Source organism: Desulfogranum aggregans, assembly GCF_055398265.1.
Genome location: NZ_AP042447.1, coordinates 940085 through 965260, shown reverse-complemented (window position 1 = coordinate 965260; position 25176 = coordinate 940085). Strand labels below are relative to the sequence as shown.

Genomic DNA, 25176 nt, shown 5'->3' with positions numbered 1-25176 from the left:
TTATTTCGCTGCCTGCTGTGCGGCTTTAAACGCCTTTCTTCGTTCGCGCCAGTCCGGGGTAGCGCCGGTCAGCTTATCAATAAATCTTTTGATTTCCTGGAAGTAGAGTACACCGGAAACGGCCATCAGGGTGTTGTGGTCAGCGCCCGGCACCATACGCAGCTCTTTGGTTTTCGCGCCGCACAGGGAATGGAGTTTTTCTGCCTGCCACACAGGTATGAGCTGGTCAAGCTGACCGTGGAGAATCAGGGTCGGTTTTTCGAATTGCTCTATTTTACCAGCATTGTCAAAGGTCTGGCCCTCGTGGATGCCCAGTGCTTCCAGATCGATGCCCAGGGTTTTGGTCAGCGGCAGGGGCAAGGCGAACCCAGACTCAATAATCATCCCGGAAAGGTCGTCACCGTGATTGATGCCGATATCAATGGCGCAGGCACTGCCCATGGAACGTCCCATAACAAAAAGCTCGCCGGTGTATCCGTTTTCTCGAAACCAGCGAGACAGCTGGACAAAGACGGTATTTGCATCGTCAAGAAAGGTACTGAGCAGGGGCGTACCGTCGCTCCAGCCGTACCCGCGGTAATCGGCAATCGCAAAATTCAGGCCCTGCTGCTGGTACATGGGACCGATATCGTTGTAATCGGGAACGATCTCGCCGTTGCCGTGAAAGAAAATAATGATCGGGGCATCCTTGGCAACCGGAAAAATGCGACAGCCGATGCGCAGGTTTTCCTCCACCTCGGCATTGAAGTTGATGGCATTGCCCGGAGGGGCGGTTTCGGCAACGGTACGTGGGTGAAAAAGCATGTTGACGATCTTGGGGTCATCAAGCAGGGCCAATAGTTCTGGTGAATACGACACAGATTTCTCCAATGTTGATTGTTGACAGTTGCAGCCGCAGGCCAGACAGGCTGAAAGGAGCAGGCCGGCGAAAACAGCGGACAATACTCTACCTCTGTGCGGTCTGTGATTTGCCTCCCGGTTGCCTTTGGCGGCGATCATCATAATTGATCCGTGGAAAATGGTCAAATAAGCAGCTGCCAAGAGCGGAGTGGAAGCAGCAATTATTCGCTGAGCTGTTTGTGCAGCTTGACCGGTTGCTGCTTCTTTTTTCGCATCCGCAGGTTGAGCATCTCCACTCCCACCGAAAAAGCCATGGCAAAATAAATATATCCCTTGGGCACATGGATGTCGAAGCCTTCGACAATCAGGGTAACCCCTACCAGCAGGAGAAAGGAAAGGGCCAGAATCTTGATGGTCGGGTGGGCGTCGACAAATTCACCGATGCGTCGTGCCGAGAGGAGCATCACTCCCACGGCTACGACAATGGCAATAGCCATAATCGAGACATGGTCAGCAAGGCCCACGGCTGTGATAACCGAATCCAGAGAAAAGACAATATCCAGCAGGGCGATCTGTATCAGCATGGAACCGAGAGTGGCTGTTCCGGTCAGTCCGCTACGTTCGTCGGGACCTTCCAGGCTGCTGTGGATTTCGTGTGTTGCTTTGAACAACAGAAACAGGCCGCCACCGACAAGGATAAGGTCACGGCCGGAAATGGATTGTTGAAAGATCGTAAACAGGGGGTCGGTCAGGCCCATTACCCAGGCGATGGAAAAGAGCAGTGCCAGGCGGGTAAGCATTGCCAGGCTCAGGCCGAGGTTGCGGGCAAAGGCACGCTGGGCCTCCGGGAGCTTGCTCACCAGGATGGTGATAAAGATGATGTTGTCGATCCCGAGAACGATTTCCAGCAATGTCAGGGTCGCCAATGCTACCCAGGCTTCAGGACTGGTTATCCAGGCAAACATGAAAGTTCCTCAAGGTAGATGTGGGGCGGTACCGCAATCATTTTTTGGATGATCGGAGCGTACCAACACCTTTGAGCGCAAGCAGAAGAAAAGGTGCGCTATGAAAAAGTAAGTCAAAAATATCCAATGGTTTGTGCAGGTTTCCTTCCAGGAGCATCCTGAGCTTTTCCACCAGGTGCGGTTCAGGGGTAAAGGGTGCACAACCGACGAGGATACAGAACAGGCAGAGCGGTAACCAGGGTATTGTGTTGATCAGGCTAAACATACGGACAGCCGCCTTATGGGATCGGCTTGAGGCGTGAGCCTCGCTGGTTGCGTTTCGCCTTGCCGATGTTCTGTACCGCCTGCACGGCCAGCTCCTCGATGGAACGGCCTTCGACATTGATCGACCTTATGTTGTAGCGGGTGAACAGTTGGCGTGCCTGCTGCAGTTCTTTGGTGCAGTTTTCCAGGCTGGCATAACTCGAACCCTGGTAGCGTTTTTCCCGAATCTGGTGCAGGTAGCGTGGTGATGAGGTCAATCCGATGACCCGTTTACGGTTGCGCACGATGTCCTTGGGCAGCTCGTGTTGATTAAGGTGGTCGGCGGTAAGGGGAAAATTTGCCGCCTTCATCTCCATATGGGTGGCAATATAGATGCTGACCGGCGTTTTCCCTGTTCTCGACACGCCGACCAGGATAATTTCCGCCTTGTCATATTCCTTGGTCTTGGTGCCGTCGTCGTGGTCCAGAGAGTAGTGTATGGCATCCACCCGCTTATTCATGCGTGAGATGGTAAAATGGCGGGAATATCCAGGTTCTCGCCGTGCCTTGCTTTGCAGGACATTTTCCAGCTGTTCCAGTTTTTCCAGGAAAATATCAAAGTAGATAACCTGGTCGGTATCGAAAATGTCACGAGTTGCCGGATCCATGATGGTGCAGAAGACCAGTGGCTTGCTGCCCTGTGACTGGCTCAGAATTTTCTGGAGTGTTTCCTTTGCCTCTTCCGGGGTGTGGATGAAGGGAATGCGTTCCTCTTTGAAGCGAAGATCACGAAATTGAGCCAGGAGCGCACGTCCCATGTCTTCTGCCAGGAGGGCGGTGGAACCGGAAATATAGTAGACGTTTCGTGTTTCCATGGGGTTAGTTGCTGGTACGCTTATGGCAGAAAAGACACCGGTATGTCGGCGGGTGGTCCTCCGGCAACGGAGCCGTGGCATCAGGGGAATGGCAGGCGCCGCATTGTTTTTCCGCGGCCTTTTTATCCATGGTCATAAATGGTGCATGAGCATCGTCTGTCGGAAGGTGCGGAGTGGTCTCCGGCGGTGCGGCATAAAGAAAGAGGAAGAGTCCTCCGCACACCAGTACGAAGAGCAGGTTGTAGATGATTGTATTTTTTCCAGGTTTCATATGTAACTGCAGTATTCGAGAAAAGCCAAATGAGACAGGGGTAAAAGCCTTAATCTGCCATTTCAAGCATACGGAAATCAAGTAATTTCCACCGCAAAAGCAGGACCAGCAGGTTCATCAGCAGGCCGCAAAGCACGGGCGCTCTCTGAGCAAGATCAATAACCCGGTGGTGGCGCTGCTGCTTGCGCACCATCTGTTCCACCTCTGCGGCAGGATAGTCGGGATCGAGAATTTTCCTGGCCACTGCCTGTCCCGAGACGATGGCTGGATAGATGCCCTCCCCGGTGAGACCCGAGACGAGCCCTGCCGCCTCTCCCACGAGCCAGCAGTTGTCAAAGGCATATCCACGGTAGTCGTAGTTGACCAGCCCGGCTCGGATGCGATCCTCGGGAACAACGACCCCTCTGGCAGCGGCCCAGGTGACGAGGTTTTGCTTCAGCTTTTTAACTGAAATTTCTGATTTATCGACGTAAGCACCTATGGAAATAGTCTCCTGGTGGGGGAATATCCAGGCATACCCCGAACCGAACAGGCCTGGGAGAAGGTGCCACTCCATTTCCTGACGGCGCAGGGGCAGGGTACAGTTGAGTCCGATGCCCATACGGGTGGAGGGCAGTTGCAGAAAGCGACGAACAAGGGAATTTGCTCCATCTGCGCCAACCAGGTGGCCATAGCCGATGGTGATCTGCTCCGCTCCGCGTCGAACAGTGACGACCTTGTCGGAAACATGCCGTACCCGGGAGGAGGTAAAAATTTCAGCGCCGGCCGTACGGGCCCTTTCAGCCATCCATTGGCCGGTTTTACGACGGCTGATGGTGGCGATAATGGGCTGAGGCTCGGTTACCTGAATATGCTGCAGTTGGGTATATATATGCTGGACCGGAAAGGAACGCTCAATAAGTGCAGGCGGTACGTGCTGCAACAGGCCGCTCCAGGTAATGCCGCCGGCACAGACTTTGGGACCAATAACCGGTTTGCGTTCCAAAAGGACCACCTGCTTGCCGTGTCCCGCCAGTTCGCGGGCGCAGGCCAGGCCGCCGGGGCCTCCGCCGATAATCACCACATCCGCTCGTTGGTCACAACTCGAAGTCATACGCAGGGTTTTGAAGGGGGATGGATCTCGCGGGTAGATTGCAATACGTTCTCCAGACAACGATCTGCGGCCGCACCTTGCCGGTTCGGGCGATTGTTGCCCACGGGCTAGTGATACCAGATACCTGCTGACTATTCATTGCCTTTTTTGTAAAAAATGATCATGGTCTAGCGTTATCAATATGTTGCCTATCACCACACAGGACGAATTTATGACCACCCAAAAAAAAGAAATATTTCTGCAAGATTATACCAAGCCACCCTACCTCGTCGATGAGGTGCATCTTCATGTTGAACTTGATCCGCAGCAGACTCGGGTACGATCACGGCTGATGGTCAGGCCCGATTCCAGCGACAACCAGTCTTTGCAGCTTAACGGTGAACAGATGACCCTTGAGCAGGTGATGCTGCAGGGAAAAGTCCTTGATAGTACTGCGTATACCTTTGAAAACGGTATCCTCACTCTTCCAGAAGTGCCTCAGGAGCCGTTCACCGTGGAAATAACCAACACCATCAACCCTGCCGCCAATACCGCGCTGGAAGGACTGTATCGTTCTTCCGACAATTACTGCACCCAATGCGAGGCCGAGGGTTTTCGTCGAATTACCTGTTTTCCCGACCGGCCCGACGTGATGAGTGTTTTTACTACCACGATTGTAGCTGACAAGAGGGAGTGTCCGGTACTGCTCTCCAACGGCAACCTGATCGATTCCGGTACAATGGAGGACGGGCGCCATTATGCGACCTGGAACGACCCCTATAAAAAACCCTGCTATCTTTTTGCCCTCGTGGCAGGTGACCTGGTGTGCATTGAAGACAGCTACACCACCGCCAGCGGCCGTCAGGTTGCGCTACGTATCTACGTGGAGGACAGAAATCGGGATAAATGCGCCCATGCCATGCAATCCCTGAAAAAGGCCATGCAGTGGGATGAAGAGGTTTTTGGCCGCGAGTACGATCTCGATACTTACATGATCGTGGCGGTTGACGATTTCAATATGGGCGCCATGGAAAATAAAGGACTCAACATCTTTAACTCCAAGTATGTTTTGGCTACCCCGGAGAGTGCGACGGACATCGATTTCGATGGCATTGAAGGGGTCATTGCTCACGAGTATTTTCATAACTGGACCGGCAACCGGATTACCTGCAGGGACTGGTTCCAGCTGAGCCTCAAGGAAGGCCTGACCGTGTTTCGCGATCAGGAATTTTCCGCAGACATGGGCTCTCGGGCAGTACAGCGGATTCAGGATGTCAACATCATCCGCTCCCTCCAGTTCAAGGAAGACAGCGGTCCCATGGCGCATCCGGTGCGTCCTCCCTCCTTTGTGGAGATCAACAACTTTTACACCCTTACCGTGTATAACAAGGGAGCCGAGGTCATTCGTATGCTCCATACCCTGCTTGGCCGCAGTGGATTCAGAAAGGGAATGGATCTCTATTTTACCCGCCATGACGGGCAGGCCGTTACCTGCGATGACTTTGTTCAAGCCATGGCCGATGCCAACGACGTGGATTTCAGCCGCTTTAAGCGGTGGTACAGTCAGGCCGGCACGCCGCAACTGCACGTGGACACCACCTATGCCGCTGATACCGGAACCTTTACCGTGCGTGTACGCCAGTCCTGTCCTCCCACACCGGAAACCAAGAAAAAGCAGCCATTTTTTCTGCCGCTGGCCATGGGTTTGCTTGACTCCAAAGGACAGGCAATGATACCCCGCCTCCGCTCCGGCGAACAGGCGGATGCGAGTGGCACAGTGGTACTGACGCTTGCTGAAGAGGAGCAGGAATTTCTCTTTGAAGGAATCCAGGAACAGCCGGTGCTGTCTTTTTTGCGCAATTTTTCCGCACCGGTTCTGGTCGATTACCCCCGAACAGCCAGCGAGTTAGCGTTCCTGATGGCCTGCGATACCGATCCTTTCCAGCGGTGGGATGCAGCGCAGCAGTTCGGGTTGACCTGCATCCTCGAGCAGTTGAGGAACTATGGAGACGGCAAGGCGATTGTCGTGGATGATGCATTGATTGAAGGTATGCGATCGCTGATCAACGATTCCGCTGGTGACCCAGCCCTGCTGGCAATGGCGCTGGTGCTGCCGTCGGAGAACTGGATAGGGCAGCAACTGGAGGTGGTTGACCCAGTGGCCATCTTCACTGTACGCGATACCTTTCGCCGGCAGATCGCCGATGCACTTGCCGAAGAATTCGGGACCCGGTACCTAACCCTGCAGTCCAGCGAGCCGTATGCGTTTACCCCCCAACAGATCGGGAAAAGAGCACTCAAGAACTGCTGCTTGGGTTACCTGCTTGCGGTGGAAGGCGGCGCACATCTGCAGACCGGAATGGAGCAGTACAGGAAAGCCGATAACATGACTGACCGGATCGCGGCCCTGCAGAATGTGGTGAACAGTGATCATGATCACGGACAGGCGCTGCTCACTGATTTTTACGACCAGTGGCACCAGGACCCGTTAGTGATGGATAAATGGCTGACCCTGCAGGCCGCCTGTATCCTGCCGGGAACCCTGGACCGTGTGCAGGGCTTAATGAACCATCAGGTGTTTAGTTTGAAAAATCCCAACAAGGTCCGTTCGCTGATCGGCGCCTTCTCCAGCCTTAACCAGGCCCAGTTTCATGCCGAAGACGGCAGCGGCTATACCTTTCTCGGCGAGGTGCTGCTCGAACTCGACCGGCTCAATCCCATGATTGCCGCAAGATTGGCAGCACCTTTTACCCAGTGGCGCCGCTATGGCCAGCGCCGGCAGGAATTGATCCGCGCCCAGCTTGAGCGGCTTGCCCACTCTCCTGATTTATCCGGTGACCTGGGGGAAATTGTGAAGCGATCCCTACAGGTTGCCGCCACCTAAGCAGGAGTGATGGAGTTCCGACCGACAACCCTCACCCGGGCCCAACTGGACAGCTCTCTTGAGGTGGCCGTCAGGTTGCCGCACAAGCATATTCATGCCGGCCGGCTGATCCTTGCCCCGGAGGTGTTCACAACGCCTGGCAGGGAGACCAATGTGATGATCAGCCGGTTCGCCCTGATCGACTGTACCGGCTCCATCCGGGTTGGTCCGTGGTGTAATATCGGCGCAAGGGTCCGGGTGTATACGCACGACCATATCCATTTGGGTCGGGAACCGCTCCTGGCCGTGGAAGAGCAGCATGGCGTCATCTGGCAGGATAAATGGATTGGCAGCGACGTCTGGATTCATGACGGCAGCCTCGTCCTTTACCAGGTAACCCACATCCCTGACGGCGTGGTTATCGGCGCCGGTTCAGTGCTGACAAGGAATCCCGGAGCCTGGGAGATCTGGGCCGGTAATCCGGCCAAAAAAATCGGTGAGCGCCAGGAGGTTGCTGGCAGCGAACTCCAGCACCATCTGCAGAAAAGACGATATCGCCTGCAGGACGACGATGAATAGAGCTTTGCAACGAATATACTGTACAACCCTTACGAGAGAGGCTATCCATGACCTTGTTGCCCGCTATCGAGCAGACCACCGACGCCCACCCCGATGCAGCCATCATCTGGCTTCACGGCCTTGGTGCGGACGGCAGTGATTTTGCACCAATTGTCCCTGAGCTGCGTTTACCCCCGGAGCTGAAAATCCGGTTTCTTTTTCCTCACGCACCAAAGATCCCGGTAACCGTGAACGGCGGTTTTGTGATGCCGGCCTGGTTTGATATCTTCACCATGGATATCGATCGAAAAGTGGATACAGATCAGCTGATGACCTCGGCTGGACATATCCAGGCATTTATTGATGCGGAAATTGAACGGGGGATCGCCAGTGAGCGTATCCTGCTGGCCGGTTTTTCCCAGGGCGGTGCTGTTGCTTATCAGTTGGCCTTAACCTACCCGAAGCCCCTGGGCGGACTGCTGGCCATGTCCACCTATTTTGCAACCAGCGCTACCATCGAACGTAACCCCGTCAATGCAGGGATACCCATTGAAATCCATCACGGGATACAGGACCCGGTGGTGCCTATTGCTCTGGGGCAACAGGCAGCCGAAGAACTGACCGATCTTGGCTACTCGGTGCAGTATCGTACCTATCCCATGGAACATAATGTGTGCCAGGAACAGATCTATCATATTTCGAGCTGGATTCAGGACCGCCTGCTCCCCCGATAGCAGGCGCTGCACAACATCCCGGCCTTATGCCTTGCCTGATGACCGAGGGGGAATGACAGCGAATCAATGGTGCGTCGCCTTCTGGGTGCCGGATGCTTCGGGCGTGGGTGCACCTTGAGCGCTGTGCCAGGATCGCTTTGGACGCGGATACTGCTCAGAGGAGAGTTGCCAGATAATCGGCGGCAATGCCTGCTCCGTGCAGATTAACCCGGAATAAAGGCCGCTGGCTGGTCGATTTTTGGAGCTGTTGGCGCAGCATGGAGTAGAGGGTTTCGGCCTGGAGGTCTCTTTCCGGGAGGGAAAGGATGTAATTGTCGGTAAATCGGGCCAAGCGTTGGAGGTGAAGCTGCTGTTCCGCGTCCTCCATGTTTCGCTCAAGTACGACCGTAGGAAGGCCGGCATAGAGGACATCGGTTAACGAATTGTAGCCACCGAAAATAACCGCCACCCTGGAGCTGAGCAGTACCTTGTGATATTCCGGCCCAAAAGGTGCGAGTTCGCACCCGGGAATGGCCTCCAATCCCCCCAGTCCGATGCCTGCATAGGCGTAAAGCCTTTTCCGGGGGAGAAAAATTTTCCATCGTCCGTTTCCTGCCTCCAGCCGAGGCAGTACTTTACTCAGGAGGGTAAACAGCTCATCAGGCTTTTCACCGAGCCAGGGGATGGCCAAAGTGCCCGTATAGAGGGCGCGGGATGGGGGAATGGACGCGCTGTGTTCGAGTTCGGCCATTCGGGCAACATAGCCGGTTTCCACCGGATCGCAGCCAAATCCTTTTGCCACCCGTTGCCGGTGGTCAGTACCAAGGACGTTGCTGTCGCCGTACCAGAGCAATCCTCGATAGTACTTGCTGAATATCTCGGTGGCCGAAGCCGAATGAACCTGACGGACATTGCCGACAACGCCCCGTACTCCAAGGATCCATTCGGTTCCGTAGGGGAGAGAAGCCTCCAACGCAGGAAGCAGTTCCCGGTGTTTGCCATAGGGTGAATGATCGGCCAGGATCAAGCGTGGTCGATAGAGTGTGACCACCTGTTTAAGCATGGTTGCCCGCAAAGTTCCCAGTTCCCGGTCTTCAAAGTTGGACATCCCTCTGCTGCCGCGTGATATACCCTCGCGAATCACCGTTTCGTATCCGGGAAGTTTGATCCAGTCCAGAGGCGAGGCTCCCCGCAGTTCCTGAGCGTGAGGGGTCCCGGAGATGAAAAGCACCCTCAGCCCGGGGTGTAGCCTCCGCAGGGCCATGCCGATGGCGATGGTTCGGCTGGCGTGCCCAATACCTCTGCCGTCGTGGGCGTAGAGCAATATGTCCAGGCGCGGTTCAGGCATCATCCTGCTCTCGGTTTGCGAGCAGCTCGGCTACTTTTTTTCGGCATCGTTTTCCACCACAATCGCCATCGCCAATACCTGCTGCCGCGGTCACCTCGTCAACTGTTGCCGCCCCTGCCTCGATGGCATTGAGCAGAGCGATCAGCTTAATTCCTTTGCAGATGCAGCCAGGCTTGAGGCGGGCCATTGTTTTCTGGTCAGGTTTCATGGTTGGGCTCGCGCAGCTGGGTATAGATTGTTTGTGCCAGCTCCGGACCGATGCCCGGAACGGCTTCGAGTTCCTCGAGCTGCGCTGCGGCAACCCGCTTTACACTGCCAAAGGATCTGATAAGCTGTTTTTTTCGTTTTTCACCAACGCCTTTGAGTTCATCCAGTCGGGAATGAAGGGTTTGCTTATTGCGGAGCTTTCGGTGAAAGGTGATGCCGAAACGATGGGATTCGTCGCGAATGCGCATCAGGTAAAGCAGGGCCGGAGAATTGGCCGGTAGCAGAATGGGGTTTTTGCGGCCGGGACGAAAGAGCTTTTCCCCTTCCTCCTGTTTTTCCTTGGCAATGGCGACCAGGTCGATGGCATGAAGGAGGTCTGCCTTGGCAAGCACGTCGCAGGCGCGGGCAAGTTGGCCTTTTCCGCCGTCCAGAAGCAGCATGTCCGGCAAGGGACGGTCATTTTTGCGCGCTGCAAATCGCCGCTGGAGGACTTCTTCCATCATGGCATAATCATCTGGGGTGTCAAGACCGCGAATGCGGTAATGGCGATAGTCCTTGGCTGCCTTTTCTCCGTTCTTGAAGCAGACCAGGGAGCCGACAGCCTGCTTGCCATGCAGATTGGAGATATCAAGACATTCGATGGTTTCCGGAACGTTGTGCAGGTGCAGCTTTTTTTGCATGGTGGTGGCCAGCGCGTTCCAACTTTTTTCTTTTTTTGCCTGTTCGGAAAACAGTTTTTCCGCATTGCTTGCCGCCATGCGCATGAGTTGCATTCGCTTGCCTCTGCGGGGGACCGAAAGAGTCACCGTACTGCCCCGCAGGTCTATAAAATGGTCTCGAACGAGTTCACTGTCCTCAATAGGGAAGGGGAGCAGAATTTCCCTGGGAGGAATACGTTGGAACGAATAATACTGGAGCATCGCCTCTGTTACGACCGCACTGTCGTCGCCAATAGGGTCGGCGATGAAAAAAGTCTGTACACCGGTTATAATACCGGAGCGGACAAAAAGCAACGCCAGGCCAACGGCCGCATCCTGACGAAAAAATCCGTAAATATCCTGGTCGATATGGTGCTCGGCAACCACAGCCTGGTGTTCCAGGGTGCGTTTGAGTCCCCGCAGCTGGTCGCGGTAAAGGGCGGCTTTTTCAAAGCAGAGGTTTGTTGATGCCTTTTCCATCTGCTGCTGGAGTTCGGTGGCAACCTGGTCTGCCTTGCCCTCGAGAATGCGCAACACCGCCGCAACAGACTGCATATATTCCGCATGCGACACCTTGCCGGCACAGGGGGCCAGGCAGCGGCCCATTTGAAAATTGAGACAGGCCCTTTCCCGGGGACGAAAGGTTTTACAGCGACGCAAGGGAAAGAGGGAGTAGAGCAGCTTCAGGGTCGAGCGCATGGCAGAGGTGGAGGCATAGGGCCCGAAATAGCGGTTACCGTCGCGAAGCCGTTTACGGGTTACACTGATGCGGGGCCACTCCTCAGCGGTCGACACCATGATCAGCGGATAGTTTTTGTCATCTCTGAGGATAACATTGTACCGCGGCCGGTGTTTTTTGATCAGGGAGGCTTCCAGGATAAGCGCTTCCTTTTCCGTGGTGGTCAGAATGGTTTCCGCACGTCGGAGGTGGGAGAGCATAACCCTGGTTTTGGCATGCGGCGGTCCGGAAAAATGGGCATACTGCGCTAATCGCTTGCGCAGATTGATCGCCTTGCCCACATAAAGCACTTCGTTTTTTCCGAGCATCAGGTACACACCCGGCCCGGTACTCACCGTGGTGAGAAAATCACCGGAAAGGGGAGATTCCCTCTCCGGTGAAGGTTGATCGTCATGGTTTGATGTAGGCATACCCTTCGTTCTGTAAATCTATCAGGTGGACAATGCCGGCAGCAATCACCTCGCAACCGGCTACCAGTTCTTGGGTGTTGATTTCAAACTTTTCCAGTGCAATATTGCAGACTTTGAAGCTAACCGATTCTTTTTGCAGCTCCAGTATCTTTGTTGAGTGATTCACACAGTTTTTTTCCACCATGGCGTTTACTGCCGGTCCGTTAAACAACACCACCAGATCATAGGGCTTGCCATTGACATTTTTCAACAGGTTGGTCACGTTGACCAGGGCAATAGCGAGCGCTTTCTCATCATCCATATTAATATGGAAAACAGCTTTATAGATCATGTCTCCTCCTTGGTAGGGTGTTGGTGTTGAATACTCATCGTGTTTGCGGTGTTTTCAGCGATGTCCTCAACAGGATGCTGTCGATGCTGCATGTCCATGGGATGGGGCCTGCTGGTGAAATGCAGCGGCAAACAGGGCCTGGGTGTAGCGTCGTTTCGGGTGGGTGAAAATCTCCTCAGCAGCTCCGGCTTCAACAATTCGTCCTTCCTGCATGACGACGATGTTGTCGGCTATGGCACGAACGGTCCGCAGGTCATGGGTAATGAATATGTAAGTCATGCCGAGCTGGGTTTGTAATTTTTGCAGCAGCTCCAGTATCTGCCGCTGGATGGTCATATCCAGTGCACTGGTCGGTTCGTCTAGAATAAGGAGTTTAGGGCGTAAAATCAATGCCCTGGCAATAGCGATCCGCTGGCGTTGTCCACCGGAGAATTCATGGGGAAAGCGATCGGCAACAGCAGGATCCAACTCAACGGCAGAGAGCGCATCACGTATTCTGGCCTCCCGATCAGCGGCATTGTTGCCTATGCGATGCACGCGAAGCCCTTCACCGACAATCTGCTCAATAGACATGCGCGGCGACAGAGAGGAAAACGGATCCTGGAAGACAATTTGCAACTCTTTGCGATAGGGGCGAAAACGGTGGCTGGAGAGATTGGCCAGATCCACGCTCCCCTGTTGTGTATGATAGGTGACCGAACCGGTAAATCGATGCAGCCCCAGCAGGCAAAGGGCCAGGGTCGATTTACCTGAACCCGATTCGCCGACGATGCCCAGGGTTTTCTTCCGCTCAACGGTCAGGTCGACACCGTCAACCGCTGTGATAACGTTTCGCTTTCGCTTCAGTCGATCACGCCATCCCGTGTTAAGGGAAAAATGACAGGTTATTTTTTTGAGTTCAACCAAAGGCTCGGTAGCAGGGCGCTGCTCACGCTTTGCCGTTGGAATAGCCTGCAGCAGGTGTTGGGTGTAGGATTTTTCTGGGTGTTGAAAAATAGTATTGGTCCCCCCCTGCTCAACAATTTCTCCTCGATGCATGATGGATACCGTATCAGCTCGCTGTTTGACCATCGGCAAATCATGGGTGATCAGCAGCACCGCCATGTTGTATTCCTGCTGCAGATCCTGAATGAGGTCGAGAATTTGTTCCTGGATGGTTATGTCCAGGGCGGTGGTCGGTTCGTCGGCTATGAGCAGTTTGGGCCGACAGGCAAGGGCCATGGCAATCATAACCCGCTGTCGCTGACCGCCAGAGAGTTGGTGAGGGTAACTGTTGAACCGGCCTGCCGGATCGTGGATACCGGTTCGGTCCAGCAGGCGCACGGCTCGCTGATAGGCTTCAGCTTTTGACTGCTGCTGATGCTGCATCAACGGCTCGAGCAGCTGGTTACCAACTGTATAGACCGGGTTGAGCGAGGTCATCGGCTCCTGAAAGATCATGGCGATCTTATTGCCGCGCAAGGACCTGACCTGGTTGGTTGGCAGCGTATCAATCCGCGTACCATCGAAAATAATCTGTCCGCTGCTGGTCACACTGCTGACATCCTCGAGCAGACGCAGGATGGAAAGGGCTGTGACGGATTTACCTGATCCGGACTCACCGACAAGAGCATGGGTCTCTCCCTGTTTGATTTCCAGGGAGATATTTTTCAGCGCAAATTGATCCCCGCTGATACCTGTGGCACTGGTAAAGCGCAGAGAGAGATTGTGTATGGAAAGCAGTGATTGCATACAATAAAATGTGATCGGTCATGGACGGACAAGTAGCCCACTCTACTCTACAGTGATTCAGACGGCAACAGGAAGATATGGGGCGCAGTGTACTCTTTTTTTTCACAAGGGCTTGAAAATGAGGAGAAAATTATTAGTATGGGTGTTCAATGCAGCACCTCGGGTTGGAATACGAACAGGCAGGAGCCGTACTGCGTTAGCTTTGTTCCTTTCTACTGCCCCCCACTACTGTCGACAATCTGCACCTGGTCGGCCCGTTGTGGTTCGATGGACTGCGTCTGTTCACCCTGCTTCTACCTGAACTGTTTTCTGCCCTGCCAAAGTGATGAAACATTCTCGTTCGTTTAAACGAATCAGCCGTGATGTAGTCGGCTTTCTGATCGTTGCCGCTCTCGCCCTTTGGTTTGTTATACGAGGCGGCGACTCCATAACGTACAGCTGGCACTGGAACCAGGTACCCCAGTACATCGGACAGGTAGAGGAAGGGAGTTTTGTTGCCGGGCCTCTGCTAAAAGGGCTGTGGGTAACGTTGAAGATTACCTTTGTCAGCCTGTTTCTTGCCGGTGCCATCGGACTTGTTACCGCTCTGCTGCGTATGTCGTCGTCCCCTGTCGGCAGGGTGGTTGCCAGAGTATATCTGGAAATCATACGCAACACCCCTTTGCTGGTGCAGATTTTCTTTCTCTACTTTGTCATGGCGCCAATCCTTGATATTGGGCGTTTTGCCACTGCTGTACTGGCCTTGAGCCTTTTTGAAGGGGCCTATGCCTCAGAAATCATCCGGGCGGGGATCACCTCCTTGGCCAGAGGGCAGTGGGAAGCTGCCTACAGCCTGGGACTTTCCTCTTATGATACCTATCGCAAAATTATTCTTCCCCAGGCGATTCGACGCATTCTGCCACCCCTGACCAGTCAGGCAATATCCCTGATCAAAGATTCCGCCCTGGTCAGTACCATCGCTGTGTATGATCTAACCATGGAAGGTCGAACTATTATTGCCGAGACCTTCATGACCTTTGAAATATGGTTTACAGTGGCGGCAATCTATCTGCTGATTACTCTACTGCTCTCCAGCCTGGTCTCCCTGCTGGAGAATATTTTTCCCCAACGGACATAGTTACGCCAGGATATGCAACAGCCAACGGATTCCAACAGCGACGAATATTTCATTATTGCCGAACACCTGAATAAGACCTTTGACGGTCTGACCAAGGCGCTGGATGACTTTACCGTGAAGGTGAGAAAGGGGGAGGTGGTGGTGGTTATCGGCCCTTCCGGTTCCGGTAAATCAACGTTTCTTCGCTGTTTGAACGGGTTGGAGGAAATCGACTCCGGGCGGATCATCGTTGATGGTATCCCCCTCGATGATAACGAACAGCATCGGTTGGAGATTCGGCGTGAGGTTGGAATGGTATTCCAGGCATTTAACCTGTTTCCGCACCTGACCGTGAGGGAAAACGTCAACCTGGCCCAGCAGCTGGTGCGGAAAAGCAGTAAGCAGAAAGCAACGGCTGTTACCCTTTCCCTGCTGGAAAAGGTCGGGGTCAGCGAGAAAATAGACAGTTATCCCGACCGCCTTTCCGGTGGACAACAGCAACGCGTTGCCATAGCCAGGGCATTGGCCCTTAAACCCAAGGTGATGCTGTTTGACGAAGCAACCAGCGCGCTTGACCCGGAAATGATTGGGGAAGTGCTGGATGTTATGCGCAACCTCGCTGCCGAAGGGATGACCATGGTGGTGGTCACCCATGAAATGGGATTTGCCAAGGAAGTCAGTGACCGGGTGGTCTTTATGGAAGATGGCCGTCTGGTTGAGGAAAATGATACCACTTCCTTCTTTTCTTCGCCAAAAGAGGAAAGAACCAATGAATTTCTTCGGCAAATTCTGTAAGTTATACAGCAAGGTGATAAGGACTGGGCAAAATGGGGAATCCCCGCGTCTCTCTCAACAAAGGAGGTAAGAGTATGAAACATCTAACCGGAATTCTCGGCGTGCTGATCGTTTTTTGTGTGGTGGCCCTGACAGGGTACACGGCAACAGCCGGAGAACTGCAGAAGAAGTTGATCGAAGAAAGTACCATTGAGCAGATCATTCAACGGGGCACGATCAGGGTTGGGATGGATATTTTTGTACCCTGGGCCATGCGGGATAAAAACGGCGAACTCGTCGGATTGGAAATCGATGTCGCCCGTCAGCTGGCCGAGGACATGGGGGTCAAAGTTGAATTTGTCCCCACCAAATGGTCCGGCATCATCCCCTCGCTGGTCGCTGGTAAGTTTGACGTGATTATTGGTGGAATGACGGTGACTCCGAAACGGAATATGAAGATCAATTTTTCCAGGCCTTACTACTACACCAGTCAGGGGCTGCTCGCGAACAAAAAAATGACCGAAGGCTTTAGCATCAATGATTTCAATCGGCCCGAGGTAACCATTGCCGCCCGCTTGGGATCCACTGCCTCGGTTGCTGCCAAGGCAAATTTCCCCAAGGCCACCATGCGTCTGTTTGACGACGAACCGGCAGCGGTTCAGGAAGTGAAAAACGGCAGGGTGCATGCCATGGTCGGTGGTCAGCCGCTTCCCGCTCATATGGCCGCCGAATCGCCGGATACTCTCCATGCCTTCAATGAGCAGTTGATGAAAGAACCCATTTGCTTCGGGGTACGCAAAGGGGATTTCGATACCCTTAATTTTTTCAACAATTGGATTGAGATCGTGCGCTCCAAAGGCTGGATTGACGAGCGCTATCATTACTGGTTCGAAACAACCCAATGGAAGAAAGAACTGCAATAATGAATAGGTAATTGAACGCCATGCGTTCCAGACGATCTGCCATCGGTCCGCTGGACGGCCTGCTTGTCGCCCTGCTGCTTGGAGCAGCAGGGTTTATTGTTTACAGGATAACCGTTGGCCTTGAATATAATTGGAACTGGGGAGTTATCCCCAGGTATATTTTTCGCTATGATGCGGAGCAGGGGAGGTGGGTGTCCAATTACCTGGCCCACGGTCTGTTGGTAACCATTCGTCTCAGCCTGCTGGGCAGTGTGCTGGCTCTGGCACTGGGCTTGCTTATGGCCCTTGCCCGCACCAGCAAAAGTCTGTTTTTGCAGTTGCTCTCCCGCTGTTATATCGAGCTGATGCGCAACCTCCCGCCTTTGGTCATTATTTTTATCTTTTATTTTTTTCTTGCCGATCAGATCCTGCCGATACTGGGAGTCGAACGCCTGATGGAAGATGCGCCGCCGGTCATGCAGGGTTTGCTCGAGTTCTGCTTTGGCCCACGTGCTTCGTTTGTCGCTTTTCTTTCAGCCCTGTTGACTCTGGCGGTGTTTGAGAGTGCCTATGTGGCAGAAATTATCCGTTCCGGCATAGAATCCATTTCCCGGCATCAGTGGGAGGCGGCCCATGCCCTGGGGTTGAAAAGGTGGCAGACCCTGTACCATATCATCCTTCCCCAGGCAATCAGGCGGGTATTACCCCCCCTGGCTGGACAGGTGATCTCCTTGATTAAGGATTCTGCCATTGTTTCGGTCATCTCGATTCAGGAGCTCACCTATCAGGGGACACAGTTGATGGCCTCTACCTACCTGACCATTGAGGTATGGGTGACGGTGGCCTGCATGTATCTTCTGCTGACTTTTCCCTGCTCGGCCGCTGTTCATCGACTGGAACAACGCTATAGTCGCACCTCTGGTTGAGCACGATTGCGGTTGCACTGCTGTTGAAGAGCAATTACCGTGTGGTCATCTTCTGTTTAACGCCCTCCAGCAAACTATGGATGTACGTCTGCGATTGAAAAAAATTATAGTCTCACTACTGTGTATGACCATGCTGGCCGCTGTACCTCTGCGCGCCTCGGCTTTGACCATTGGTGAAGAGCGCCGCATTGGGGAGAAGCTGCTGTTTTCGGTGCGGGGCGAATTCACCATCCTTGATGACCCTGATATTCATCACTACATCAATTCGCTTGGTAAATCGGTGCTTGATATAGTGGGTCCCCAGTATTTCAACTATCATTTTTTTGTTGTTGAAAGTTCGCAGTTTAATGCCTTTGCTGCGCCGGCCGGGCTTGTCTTTTTCTATACAGGGCTGATCGAAACCATGCAGAATGAGGACGAACTGCTCAGTGTGCTGGCGCATGAGATCGGGCATGTGGTAAGCAGGCATATCGCCCAGCGTCTTGACAAAGGGGGAAAGATCAGCGCGGCGACCTTAGCCTTGGGGGTTGCAAGCTTAGCCTTAGGCATTCCCGCTCTTTCCCAAGGTCTTTTGACTGGTTCTCTGGCTGCCGGCCAGGCATTGCAGCTGCAGTACAGCAGGAACGACGAAGAGCAGGCCGATAGGCTCTCTTTTGAGTGGATGCAGCGCATGCAGCGCAACCCCGGGGCGATGGAGGGAATGCTGCGCACCATGCGGCGTATTGCACGCTACCGATCAGGTCAACTGCCGCAGTACCTGCTGACGCACCCCAATCCTGAGGCGCGTCTCGATTATGTGCAGTCATTGGTTGCAATGGATGAGCACCAGCGGGATGATTATTACACGAACACTGATAATTTTGCCTTTCTTCGCTTTAAATATCGCGTGTTACAGCAGACCAAGGAACCGGAAAAGCTACGAATTTATTGCGCCAACACGCTGGCCACCAGCAAAGTGGAAATTCAGAGAGTCATGGCCAATTACGGCCTGGCTCTGCTCGCCTCAGATGAGCATAACCCCGAAAGGGCGCTGGAGTCGCTGGCAAAGGTGGAGGAGGCGTTCCCTGGCCGGACCATTCTCGATATCGACCGCGCCGCAATCCTTGCCGAAAACGGACATTATAAACAAGCCAGGGATGTCCTCATTCCCATCGTCGAGAGAAATCCTCTTGACATGTACGGGGTGTGGCAGCTTGCCCAAGTGGAACACCGGCTGGGAAATCCGCGAACAGCAAAGGATCTTTTTACCCGGGTGGCCGGGGCAATGCCGCAGAGTGCACAGATATACTACGAGCTCGGTCGCGTGTATGCCGAGCTGGGACAGCCGCATGTGAGCCGCTTCTACCTGGGTAAATACTCCCTGTACAAGGGGAAAGTAAAAAGCGCCAAACAATATTTTAAAGATGTCTCCATGCAAACCGATGTGCCGGAAAAAATCCGCAATGAAGCTCTTTCGCTCCTGGAACGCTTAAAAGAGCTTGAAAAAGACAATTGAGCCCCACCATCATGTTGAAACGTTTTTCGATATCGCTTGAAGAGGAACTCCTTGCCCGGTTTGATACTTATATTGAGGAGCGAGGTTATTCCAACCGGTCAGAGGCCATTCGGGATTTGATTCGCAAGACTCAGGTCAGCGAGGAGTGGAAAAAAGACAGTGAAGTGGTAGGGGTGGTCACCCTGGTTTTCAACCACCATAAATCACAGCTGCAGGAAAAGATTACCGAGCTGCAACACGACTATTATAACCTCATTACATCGACGACCCACGTACACATGGATCACCATAACTGTCTTGAGGTCACCATCGTCAAGGGCAAGGCCTCAACGGTCAAAGAGCTTGCAGCCCGTCTCATGGCGTTGAAAGGGGTGAAAGATGGGAATCTGACCATGTCCAGCACCGGCGGTCACCTGACCTGAGTATCAGGCCCGCTCTTGTTCCTGCGCCAGTTGGGATGAGTAATCGCAAATTTCTTCACCTTGTAGTTAAGGGCGCGTGGACTGATGCCAAGACTCCTGGCTGCGTTTTTCTGCACCCACAGATTATCTTCCAGTGCCTGAAGAATGATCTCTTTTTCCTGATCTTCCAAGGACTCGCCGGATCGGGTATTCCGCGGTTGAAAACCATTTGCATCAGGTAGCTGGATGGACTGAAGGTTGATAACATCAGTTTCCTCCAGGATCAGGGCTCGTTCGATGGTGTTGGCAAGTTGACGGATATTGCCAGGCCAATCGTAGTTTTTCAGGAGGTCGAGGGCATCGGGTGAAAATCCCTTGACTGTCCGTTTCATAGAGGCCGCTGCCTTGCTCAGCAATTTTTCCGCAATTGGAATTATGCATAACGGCCGTTCACGTAATGGAGGGAGTTTAACCGGCAGGACATTGATCCGGTAGTAGAGGTCTTCACGAAACTTGTTTTCCGCAACCTGCTCCGGCAAGTTTTTGTTGGTGGCGGCTATAACCCGCACATCGACTTTTATGGTTTTGTTGCCGCCAACGCGCTCAAAAGATTTTTCCTCTATGACCCGCAGCAGTTTGGCTTGGATTTCAAGAGGAATTTCTCCTATTTCATCGAGAAAGATGGTCCCGCCGTTTGCCTGTTCAAATCTTCCTATCCGCTGTTTTTCCGCACTGGTGAAGGCACCCTTTTCATGGCCGAACAGTTCGCTTTCCAGCAGTGACTCGGGTATGTTTGCACAGTTGATTTTTATGAACGGGTGCTGCCGGCGAGGAGAATTGTAATGAATAGTACCGGAGAGAAAACTCTTGCCGGTTCCGGTATCACCGGTAATTAAAATGGTGGAGTCGGCAAGGGCGAATTTTTTGAGGCTGGTAATCACCGATTGGAAGCTCGGTGATTCGGCGATAATGGCATCAAAGTTATAGATGATATCTTGCTTTCTACGCAGATAGGCTATTTCGTTTTCCAGTTCCCGTTGTTTGATTGCCTTTTCCACGACCAGCTGTATTCTGGTTTTGGAAAACGGAGGAGCGATAAAATCATAGGCCCCCTGGCGTATAGCCTCGACAATCAGTTCTGCTTTCTCTTCGGTGGAGGTGATGATTATCGGGGTATAGGGAGTCTGGGACTGAGTTGTTTTCAGTAACTCGAAGGTGTAGCCGTTGGAAGGGATGACATCCATAAAAATGACATCATACTGTTTTTTGGCTATCTCCCTCTGAAAGGAATGCTGATCGTACTGAAACGTGATGTTGGAGGTGGAAGCCAAGGCCTCGATAATGTTGTCCTTCACTCCGGAATGTTCTTCGTAGGCGAGTACAGATACTTTCTGTTTGTTCATGTCCGGTGCCTTCTGTCTGTTTCAGTTTTGTATTCGTAATATCTTTTTTGTAATTATAAGGTCAGCCCTGTGGAAAAGTAAAGGAATGTTTCTCCGTTTGGGATATTTTTATGCAAAATACCGCCGACATCATAGACAGGAAATTCATGCAGGAGGCTATTGTCTGCGCTCAAGCGGCTGCAAATATGGATGAAGTGCCTGTTGGAGCTGTGCTGATAGATGCTCATGGCCGCATTGTTGCTGCATGCGGCAACAATTGCGTATCTGCGCTTGACCCTGTCGGTCATGCCGAGATCCGCACCCTCCGCGAGGCAGCCCGACGTGTCGGTAATTACCGTTTTCCGGGCATGACCATGTATGTCACTCTGGAGCCGTGCGCCATGTGTGCGGCTGCACTGGTGCATGCGCGGGTGAAAAGGGTGGTATACGGCGCGACTGACCCCAAAGCGGGTGCGCTTCACTCCCGTTACACCATTGGTACAGATGGAAAGCTTAACCACGTTTTTTCGGTTACATCAGGAGTGATGGCCAGGGAATGCGGGGCGCTGTTAACGAATTTTTTTCGAAAGCGCCGTTAATTTCTGTTGTAAATTTTTCCCGCACAGTATAGATAAGGGCACCGTTTGATCGAGTGAAGGCGAGCATAGAGATGCTCGCAAAAAATATGGAGAGGTGACCGAGTGGCTTAAGGTGCACGCCTGGAACGCGTGTGTACGCAAGTACCGTGAGTTCGAATCTCACCCTCTCCGCCAAACACAAGGCCCTTCAGTCGTTTTCGCTGAAGGGCCTTTGCTGTTCACAGGAGTCGTCAGTCTCAACGGAGATGCTGTGGCACGAGCATTTTTTCCTGAAGCGGCAACCTGGAAATCCATCAGAATGTGTGAATTTCCTTGACGACACGGTATGTGAATAGTATATAGCCCAGACTCGAAGAGAAAAGCGGGGCGCAGAACTTCTGCCATCGAGTGCCCTAGCTATTCCATTCTCAATTCTCTTCGCCAGTCATATGATCGCAGGTTTGATAGCCGGGTCCTGTGCAACAAAGACTCACGAACTCCGTCAGGTCCGGGAGGAAGCAGCGGTAGTGAAACTCTTTGTGTGTTACAGGGGTGCCTGGCTATCTTTTTTTTGATGGCTTGGTAATGATCATATTATCCAGGAAGTCGATTTGTCCTACCTCGTTCTTGCCAGAAAGTATCGCCCTCGATTATTCAGCGAAGTTGTCGGCCAACAGCCGATTGTGCGGACGTTACAAAACGCCCTTGCGCAGAACAGAGTTGCCCATGCCCTGATTTTCAGCGGTGTACGAGGCACCGGCAAGACCACCCTGGCCCGTATCATGGCCAAGGCGTTGAACTGTGAGAACCGTGAGGGTGACACGGAGCCATGCAACAGCTGCACTTCCTGCCTGCAGATAAACGAAGGCGGCAGTGTTGACCTGCAAGAGGTCGACGGAGCCTCCAACCGCGGTATCCAGGAGATCCGCGAACTCAAGGATAAGATTCGTTTTCTACCGACAAGTTCCCGTTACAAGATCATCATCATCGATGAAGTACACATGCTGACCACCGAGGCCTTCAACGCGCTGTTGAAGACCTTGGAAGAGCCCCCTGAACATGTGTATTTCATGTTTGCGACCACCGAGCTGCACAAGGTGCCGCTGACTATTTTATCCCGTTGTCAGCGCTATGAACTCAAGCGTATCAGCCGGGTCGAGCTGAGCGAACATTTTCAACGACTGGCCCGACAAGAAGAGACTGAGATCGAACCGGCCGCCCTGGAGATGATTGTTCGTGAAGCGGAAGGCAGCGTGCGCGACGGATTGAGCCTGCTCGATCAGGTGTTCAGTTACTGCGGGACCCAGGTGCGGGTCGAGGATGTGGTCGAAGTGCTTGGCCTGGTGCAAAACCAGACCATCGCTGACTTGACCGATGCCATGCTGCAGCGCGACCTCGGGGCCGTTTTTGCCCAACTGGAAAATATCTACACCCAGGGCATGGATTTCAAGCGCCTGAGCAATGAACTCCTTGCCTGGTTCAGGAACCTGGTCATCTACAAGATCAACCCTGGAGAGGATTTTTTTGATCTGCCGGAAGACGATCTCGAGCGTATGCGACACAGTGTGGCCGAGCAGAGCCTGGAAACGCTTACCGCCATCTTCAACCTTCTTCTGGAAGGAATTGAACAGGCCCATTTTTCTGCCCACCCTCGCCTTGCACTTGAACTGACGTTCATCAGGATTTTTCAGGTAGGCGCCATCACGCCGGTGGGTGATCTCCTTGTCCGTCTGGACCGCATGATCGACGGATACGTTCCGGACGACCCTCCAGCGCCTTTGCCCCGGGAGGTGACAGTTCCTTCACCACCCCCACCTTTGTCGTCGCCCCAGCCACCCACTGCCCCGCCAGCGCCCGAGCAACCATCTGCGCCTCAATCCGGGGCGACCAGGTCTGTGGAGAGACCGCAAGACACTGCTGCTCCTGCGAGTCAGCCAGAAACACCGCCGCCGGCAGAGACGGAAATTGTCCGGCAGCCCCTCGACCCACCGCCAGAGGACGTCAAGCCGGAACAGGGTCGGGTGGAGCAGGATCAGCCGGGGGATGCGGCTGGTCATGATGATGTCCGGCCTGGACCGTTGGCAAGGAAAAAGGATGTACGGCGGGACTGGGACGGGTTCATTGCCTATGTGCGGGACCGCCAGCCGTGGATGGCCGCTTCGCTGCAGCGCGCGGCAGGAGCGAAAAAGGTCGCAGAGGAGCTGGTTGTCCAGTTTGAGGACTCCATTGACTGCAGCCTGCTCCGGCAGAAAAAATATATTAAGCCGCTGGCCGAATACGTGCTTGATTTCTTCCAGGAAAACCTTACCCTTCGTTTTGATGTCCCAGAAGGACAGGAATGTGATATTTCCTCGGAGAATGGAAAAAAGCCCCAGCTGGAACGCCGGGCACTGGCCAATGATCCGTTGGTATTGACCGCAGTGGAGATATTTAACGGTCAGGTTGGTGATATTCGAATCGGGCCGCGTTTCCGGAAAAAAACCGATGAATCGCCCGGCGGGAAGAACGCCGCGGCAGAATCATCGCCAGAAGAGTAGGAGGTATTGAGTACCATGAATATGAGCGACCTGATGAAACAGGCCCAGCAGTTTCAGTCCAGATTAAACGAGGTCCAACAAGAACTTGGCAAAACGACTGTTACCGGTGTAGCCGGAGCCGGCATGGTGACGGCTGTAATCAACGGGAACAGCGAACTGGTGAACATACAGATCGAGCCGGGCATAGTCAATCCCGACGACGTGCAGATGCTGCAAGACCTGGTGGCCGCTGCAGTGAACGACGGGTTGCAGAAGGCAAAGGAAGCTGCCAAGGCGGAAATGGCTAAATTGACCGGCGGGGTCAACATCCCCGGTCTGCTCTAGGCAGCGGATATGCACGTCGTACCGCCGGCACTCGAAAGGCTGATCAAGGAATTGGGGCGGTTTCCCGGAATAGGGGAAAAAACCGCCACCCGGCTCGCACTCTATATCCTCAGAAAACCAGCCGCCGATGCCCGTCGATTGGCAGAGGTACTGCATGAACTGCATCGATCCATCCGGTTGTGCAGCGTCTGCTATACCTTTTCGGAAAAAGATCCGTGTGATATCTGCAGCGATGTACGACGAAAAAATGATATGGTCTGCGTGGTGGAAGAGCCCGGTGACCTGTTAGCCATTGAAAAGACCGCGGCGTTTAAAGGAGTGTACCACATTCTGCACGGCTCCCTGTCCCCTATGGACGGCATCGGGCCTGATGAGTTAAAGGTACGGGAGTTATTGGCGAGAATCGACACCGGTGCTATTCAAGAGGTGATGATCGCCACCAGTTCGACAGTGCCCGGCGAGGCAACCGCCGCCTACCTTGCCGAGCAGCTCAGGGACAGAAAGGTACAGGTGAGCCGGCTCGCTTGCGGGATACCAATGGGCATGGATATCAAGTATGCGGATATGCACACTCTTGGCAGGGCGATTGAGACACGGCAATCCTTCTAGACTGACCCTCACCACCGGCCTGCGCAGGCGGTGAACAGGGGAGAGGAAAATACCTGGAGATGATATTTAAAAGTATTTTTTCTTGACAGACCATATGATTGCAGGTATTTATTTACAGTTTTTCTCAGATGGCTTGGATCTAAGCCCTAAAACATACTTTTTGATGTAGGCGCGTAGCTCAGTGGGAGAGCGCTACCTTGACGTGGTAGAAGTCGGCGGTTCGACCCCGCCCGCGCCTACCAAAATAATAAAGGCTAGGATGCAGAGGATAGATATGTCCCCTGATCA

At 53.4% G+C, this 25176-nt stretch carries 25 protein-coding genes, 2 tRNA genes and 1 other RNA gene; 16 read left to right on the top strand and 12 right to left on the bottom strand.

Going from position 1 to position 25176, the window contains the following annotated elements; genetic code table 11:
• The 6 genes from ACZ52Z_RS04480 to ACZ52Z_RS04455 form a co-directional block, all read right to left on the bottom strand.
• The gene (locus ACZ52Z_RS04480; protein ID WP_464269553.1) at positions 1 to 858 is read right to left on the bottom strand and encodes an alpha/beta hydrolase; all 858 of its coding nucleotides are present in this window, start codon (positions 856 to 858) and stop codon (positions 1 to 3) included.
• 203 nt (positions 859 to 1061) lie between these two features.
• Positions 1062 to 1805: a TerC family protein gene (locus ACZ52Z_RS04475; protein ID WP_464269552.1), complete on the bottom strand. Its 744-nt coding sequence runs from the start codon at positions 1803 to 1805 to the stop codon at positions 1062 to 1064.
• A gap of 37 nt (positions 1806 to 1842) precedes the next feature.
• Entirely contained in the window at positions 1843 to 2070 is a 228-nt protein-coding gene (locus ACZ52Z_RS04470) for an RND transporter (protein WP_464269551.1), read from the bottom strand.
• A 13-nt stretch (positions 2071 to 2083) separates the two neighbouring features.
• Positions 2084 to 2923, bottom strand: a complete 840-nt coding sequence (locus ACZ52Z_RS04465; protein WP_464269550.1) for a pyruvate, water dikinase regulatory protein — start codon at positions 2921 to 2923, stop codon at positions 2084 to 2086.
• A 4-nt stretch (positions 2924 to 2927) separates the two neighbouring features.
• The gene (locus ACZ52Z_RS04460) at positions 2928 to 3194 is read right to left on the bottom strand and encodes a hypothetical protein (protein WP_464269549.1); all 267 of its coding nucleotides are present in this window, start codon (positions 3192 to 3194) and stop codon (positions 2928 to 2930) included.
• Positions 3195 to 3243: 49 nt separating this feature from the next.
• The gene (locus tag ACZ52Z_RS04455; RefSeq protein WP_464269548.1) at positions 3244 to 4287 is read right to left on the bottom strand and encodes an NAD(P)/FAD-dependent oxidoreductase; all 1044 of its coding nucleotides are present in this window, start codon (positions 4285 to 4287) and stop codon (positions 3244 to 3246) included.
• A 211-nt stretch (positions 4288 to 4498) separates the two neighbouring features.
• Between ACZ52Z_RS04455 and pepN the strand changes: the two genes are divergently transcribed.
• From pepN to ACZ52Z_RS04440, 3 genes are read left to right on the top strand one after another with little or no spacing between them, the layout of a single operon-like run.
• Positions 4499 to 7150: an aminopeptidase N gene (gene pepN, locus ACZ52Z_RS04450; RefSeq protein ID WP_464269547.1), complete on the top strand. Its 2652-nt coding sequence runs from the start codon at positions 4499 to 4501 to the stop codon at positions 7148 to 7150.
• A gap of 9 nt (positions 7151 to 7159) precedes the next feature.
• A complete protein-coding gene (locus ACZ52Z_RS04445; protein WP_464269546.1) occupies positions 7160 to 7708 on the top strand; it encodes an acyltransferase in 549 nt (182 codons plus the stop codon).
• Between the two features lie 47 nt (positions 7709 to 7755).
• Positions 7756 to 8421 (top strand): alpha/beta hydrolase, encoded by a 666-nt coding sequence (locus tag ACZ52Z_RS04440; RefSeq protein ID WP_464269545.1) that lies wholly within the window; start codon positions 7756 to 7758, stop codon positions 8419 to 8421.
• A 154-nt stretch (positions 8422 to 8575) separates the two neighbouring features.
• On the opposite strand, the gene ACZ52Z_RS04435 is transcribed toward ACZ52Z_RS04440, so the two are convergent.
• The 5 genes from ACZ52Z_RS04435 to ACZ52Z_RS04415 form a co-directional block, all read right to left on the bottom strand.
• Entirely contained in the window at positions 8576 to 9751 is a 1176-nt protein-coding gene (locus ACZ52Z_RS04435; protein WP_464269544.1) for a hypothetical protein, read from the bottom strand.
• Entirely contained in the window at positions 9741 to 9956 is a 216-nt protein-coding gene (locus tag ACZ52Z_RS04430) for a (2Fe-2S)-binding protein (RefSeq protein ID WP_464269543.1), read from the bottom strand. Before ACZ52Z_RS04430 ends, ACZ52Z_RS04435 begins: the two co-directional genes overlap by 11 nt.
• Positions 9946 to 11802 (bottom strand): excinuclease ABC subunit UvrC, encoded by a 1857-nt coding sequence (gene uvrC, locus ACZ52Z_RS04425; protein WP_464269542.1) that lies wholly within the window; start codon positions 11800 to 11802, stop codon positions 9946 to 9948. Before uvrC ends, ACZ52Z_RS04430 begins: the two co-directional genes overlap by 11 nt.
• The gene (locus ACZ52Z_RS04420) at positions 11783 to 12133 is read right to left on the bottom strand and encodes a DsrE family protein (RefSeq protein WP_464269541.1); all 351 of its coding nucleotides are present in this window, start codon (positions 12131 to 12133) and stop codon (positions 11783 to 11785) included. Before ACZ52Z_RS04420 ends, uvrC begins: the two co-directional genes overlap by 20 nt.
• 66 nt (positions 12134 to 12199) lie before the next feature.
• The gene (locus ACZ52Z_RS04415; RefSeq protein WP_464269540.1) at positions 12200 to 13864 is read right to left on the bottom strand and encodes an ABC transporter ATP-binding protein; all 1665 of its coding nucleotides are present in this window, start codon (positions 13862 to 13864) and stop codon (positions 12200 to 12202) included.
• Between the two features lie 325 nt (positions 13865 to 14189).
• Between ACZ52Z_RS04415 and ACZ52Z_RS04410 the strand changes: the two genes are divergently transcribed.
• The 6 genes from ACZ52Z_RS04410 (at position 14190) to nikR (ending at position 19479) form a co-directional block, all read left to right on the top strand.
• A complete protein-coding gene (locus tag ACZ52Z_RS04410) occupies positions 14190 to 14981 on the top strand; it encodes an amino acid ABC transporter permease (protein WP_464269539.1) in 792 nt (263 codons plus the stop codon).
• 12 nt (positions 14982 to 14993) lie between these two features.
• A complete protein-coding gene (locus ACZ52Z_RS04405) occupies positions 14994 to 15755 on the top strand; it encodes an amino acid ABC transporter ATP-binding protein (protein WP_464269538.1) in 762 nt (253 codons plus the stop codon).
• 74 nt (positions 15756 to 15829) lie between these two features.
• Positions 15830 to 16657, top strand: a complete 828-nt coding sequence (locus ACZ52Z_RS04400; protein WP_464269537.1) for a transporter substrate-binding domain-containing protein — start codon at positions 15830 to 15832, stop codon at positions 16655 to 16657.
• Between the two features lie 20 nt (positions 16658 to 16677).
• On the top strand, positions 16678 to 17562 hold the full coding sequence (locus ACZ52Z_RS04395) for an amino acid ABC transporter permease (protein WP_464269536.1): 885 nt from the start codon (positions 16678 to 16680) through the stop codon (positions 17560 to 17562).
• Positions 17563 to 17638: 76 nt separating this feature from the next.
• On the top strand, positions 17639 to 19057 hold the full coding sequence (locus ACZ52Z_RS04390) for a M48 family metalloprotease (RefSeq protein WP_464269535.1): 1419 nt from the start codon (positions 17639 to 17641) through the stop codon (positions 19055 to 19057).
• 11 nt (positions 19058 to 19068) lie between these two features.
• A complete protein-coding gene (gene nikR / locus ACZ52Z_RS04385) occupies positions 19069 to 19479 on the top strand; it encodes a nickel-responsive transcriptional regulator NikR (protein WP_464269534.1) in 411 nt (136 codons plus the stop codon).
• Here the strand turns inward: nikR and ACZ52Z_RS04380 are convergent.
• A complete protein-coding gene (locus ACZ52Z_RS04380) occupies positions 19467 to 20861 on the bottom strand; it encodes a sigma-54 dependent transcriptional regulator (RefSeq protein WP_464269533.1) in 1395 nt (464 codons plus the stop codon). The genes nikR and ACZ52Z_RS04380 overlap by 13 nt on opposite strands.
• Before the next feature lie 110 nt (positions 20862 to 20971).
• Here ACZ52Z_RS04380 and tadA point away from each other — a divergent pair, with 110 nt between their 5' ends.
• From tadA to ACZ52Z_RS04345, 7 genes are all read left to right on the top strand, one after another.
• Positions 20972 to 21439 (top strand): tRNA adenosine(34) deaminase TadA, encoded by a 468-nt coding sequence (tadA, locus tag ACZ52Z_RS04375; protein ID WP_464269532.1) that lies wholly within the window; start codon positions 20972 to 20974, stop codon positions 21437 to 21439.
• Positions 21440 to 21527: 88 nt separating this feature from the next.
• Positions 21528 to 21613, top strand: a tRNA-Ser gene (locus tag ACZ52Z_RS04370).
• 271 nt (positions 21614 to 21884) lie between these two features.
• Positions 21885 to 21983: signal recognition particle sRNA small type (ffs, locus tag ACZ52Z_RS04365), an RNA gene on the top strand.
• Positions 21984 to 22029: 46 nt separating this feature from the next.
• Positions 22030 to 23955, top strand: a complete 1926-nt coding sequence (gene dnaX, locus ACZ52Z_RS04360; RefSeq protein WP_464269531.1) for a DNA polymerase III subunit gamma/tau — start codon at positions 22030 to 22032, stop codon at positions 23953 to 23955.
• Positions 23956 to 23970: 15 nt separating this feature from the next.
• Positions 23971 to 24279 carry a YbaB/EbfC family nucleoid-associated protein gene (locus ACZ52Z_RS04355; protein WP_464270757.1) on the top strand — a complete coding sequence of 103 codons (309 nt, stop codon included), beginning with the start codon at positions 23971 to 23973 and terminating at the stop codon, positions 24277 to 24279.
• A 9-nt stretch (positions 24280 to 24288) separates the two neighbouring features.
• Positions 24289 to 24888: a recombination mediator RecR gene (gene recR, locus ACZ52Z_RS04350; RefSeq protein ID WP_464269530.1), complete on the top strand. Its 600-nt coding sequence runs from the start codon at positions 24289 to 24291 to the stop codon at positions 24886 to 24888.
• Positions 24889 to 25055: 167 nt separating this feature from the next.
• Positions 25056 to 25130, top strand: a tRNA-Val gene (locus tag ACZ52Z_RS04345).
• Positions 25131 to 25176 lie beyond the last annotated feature (46 nt).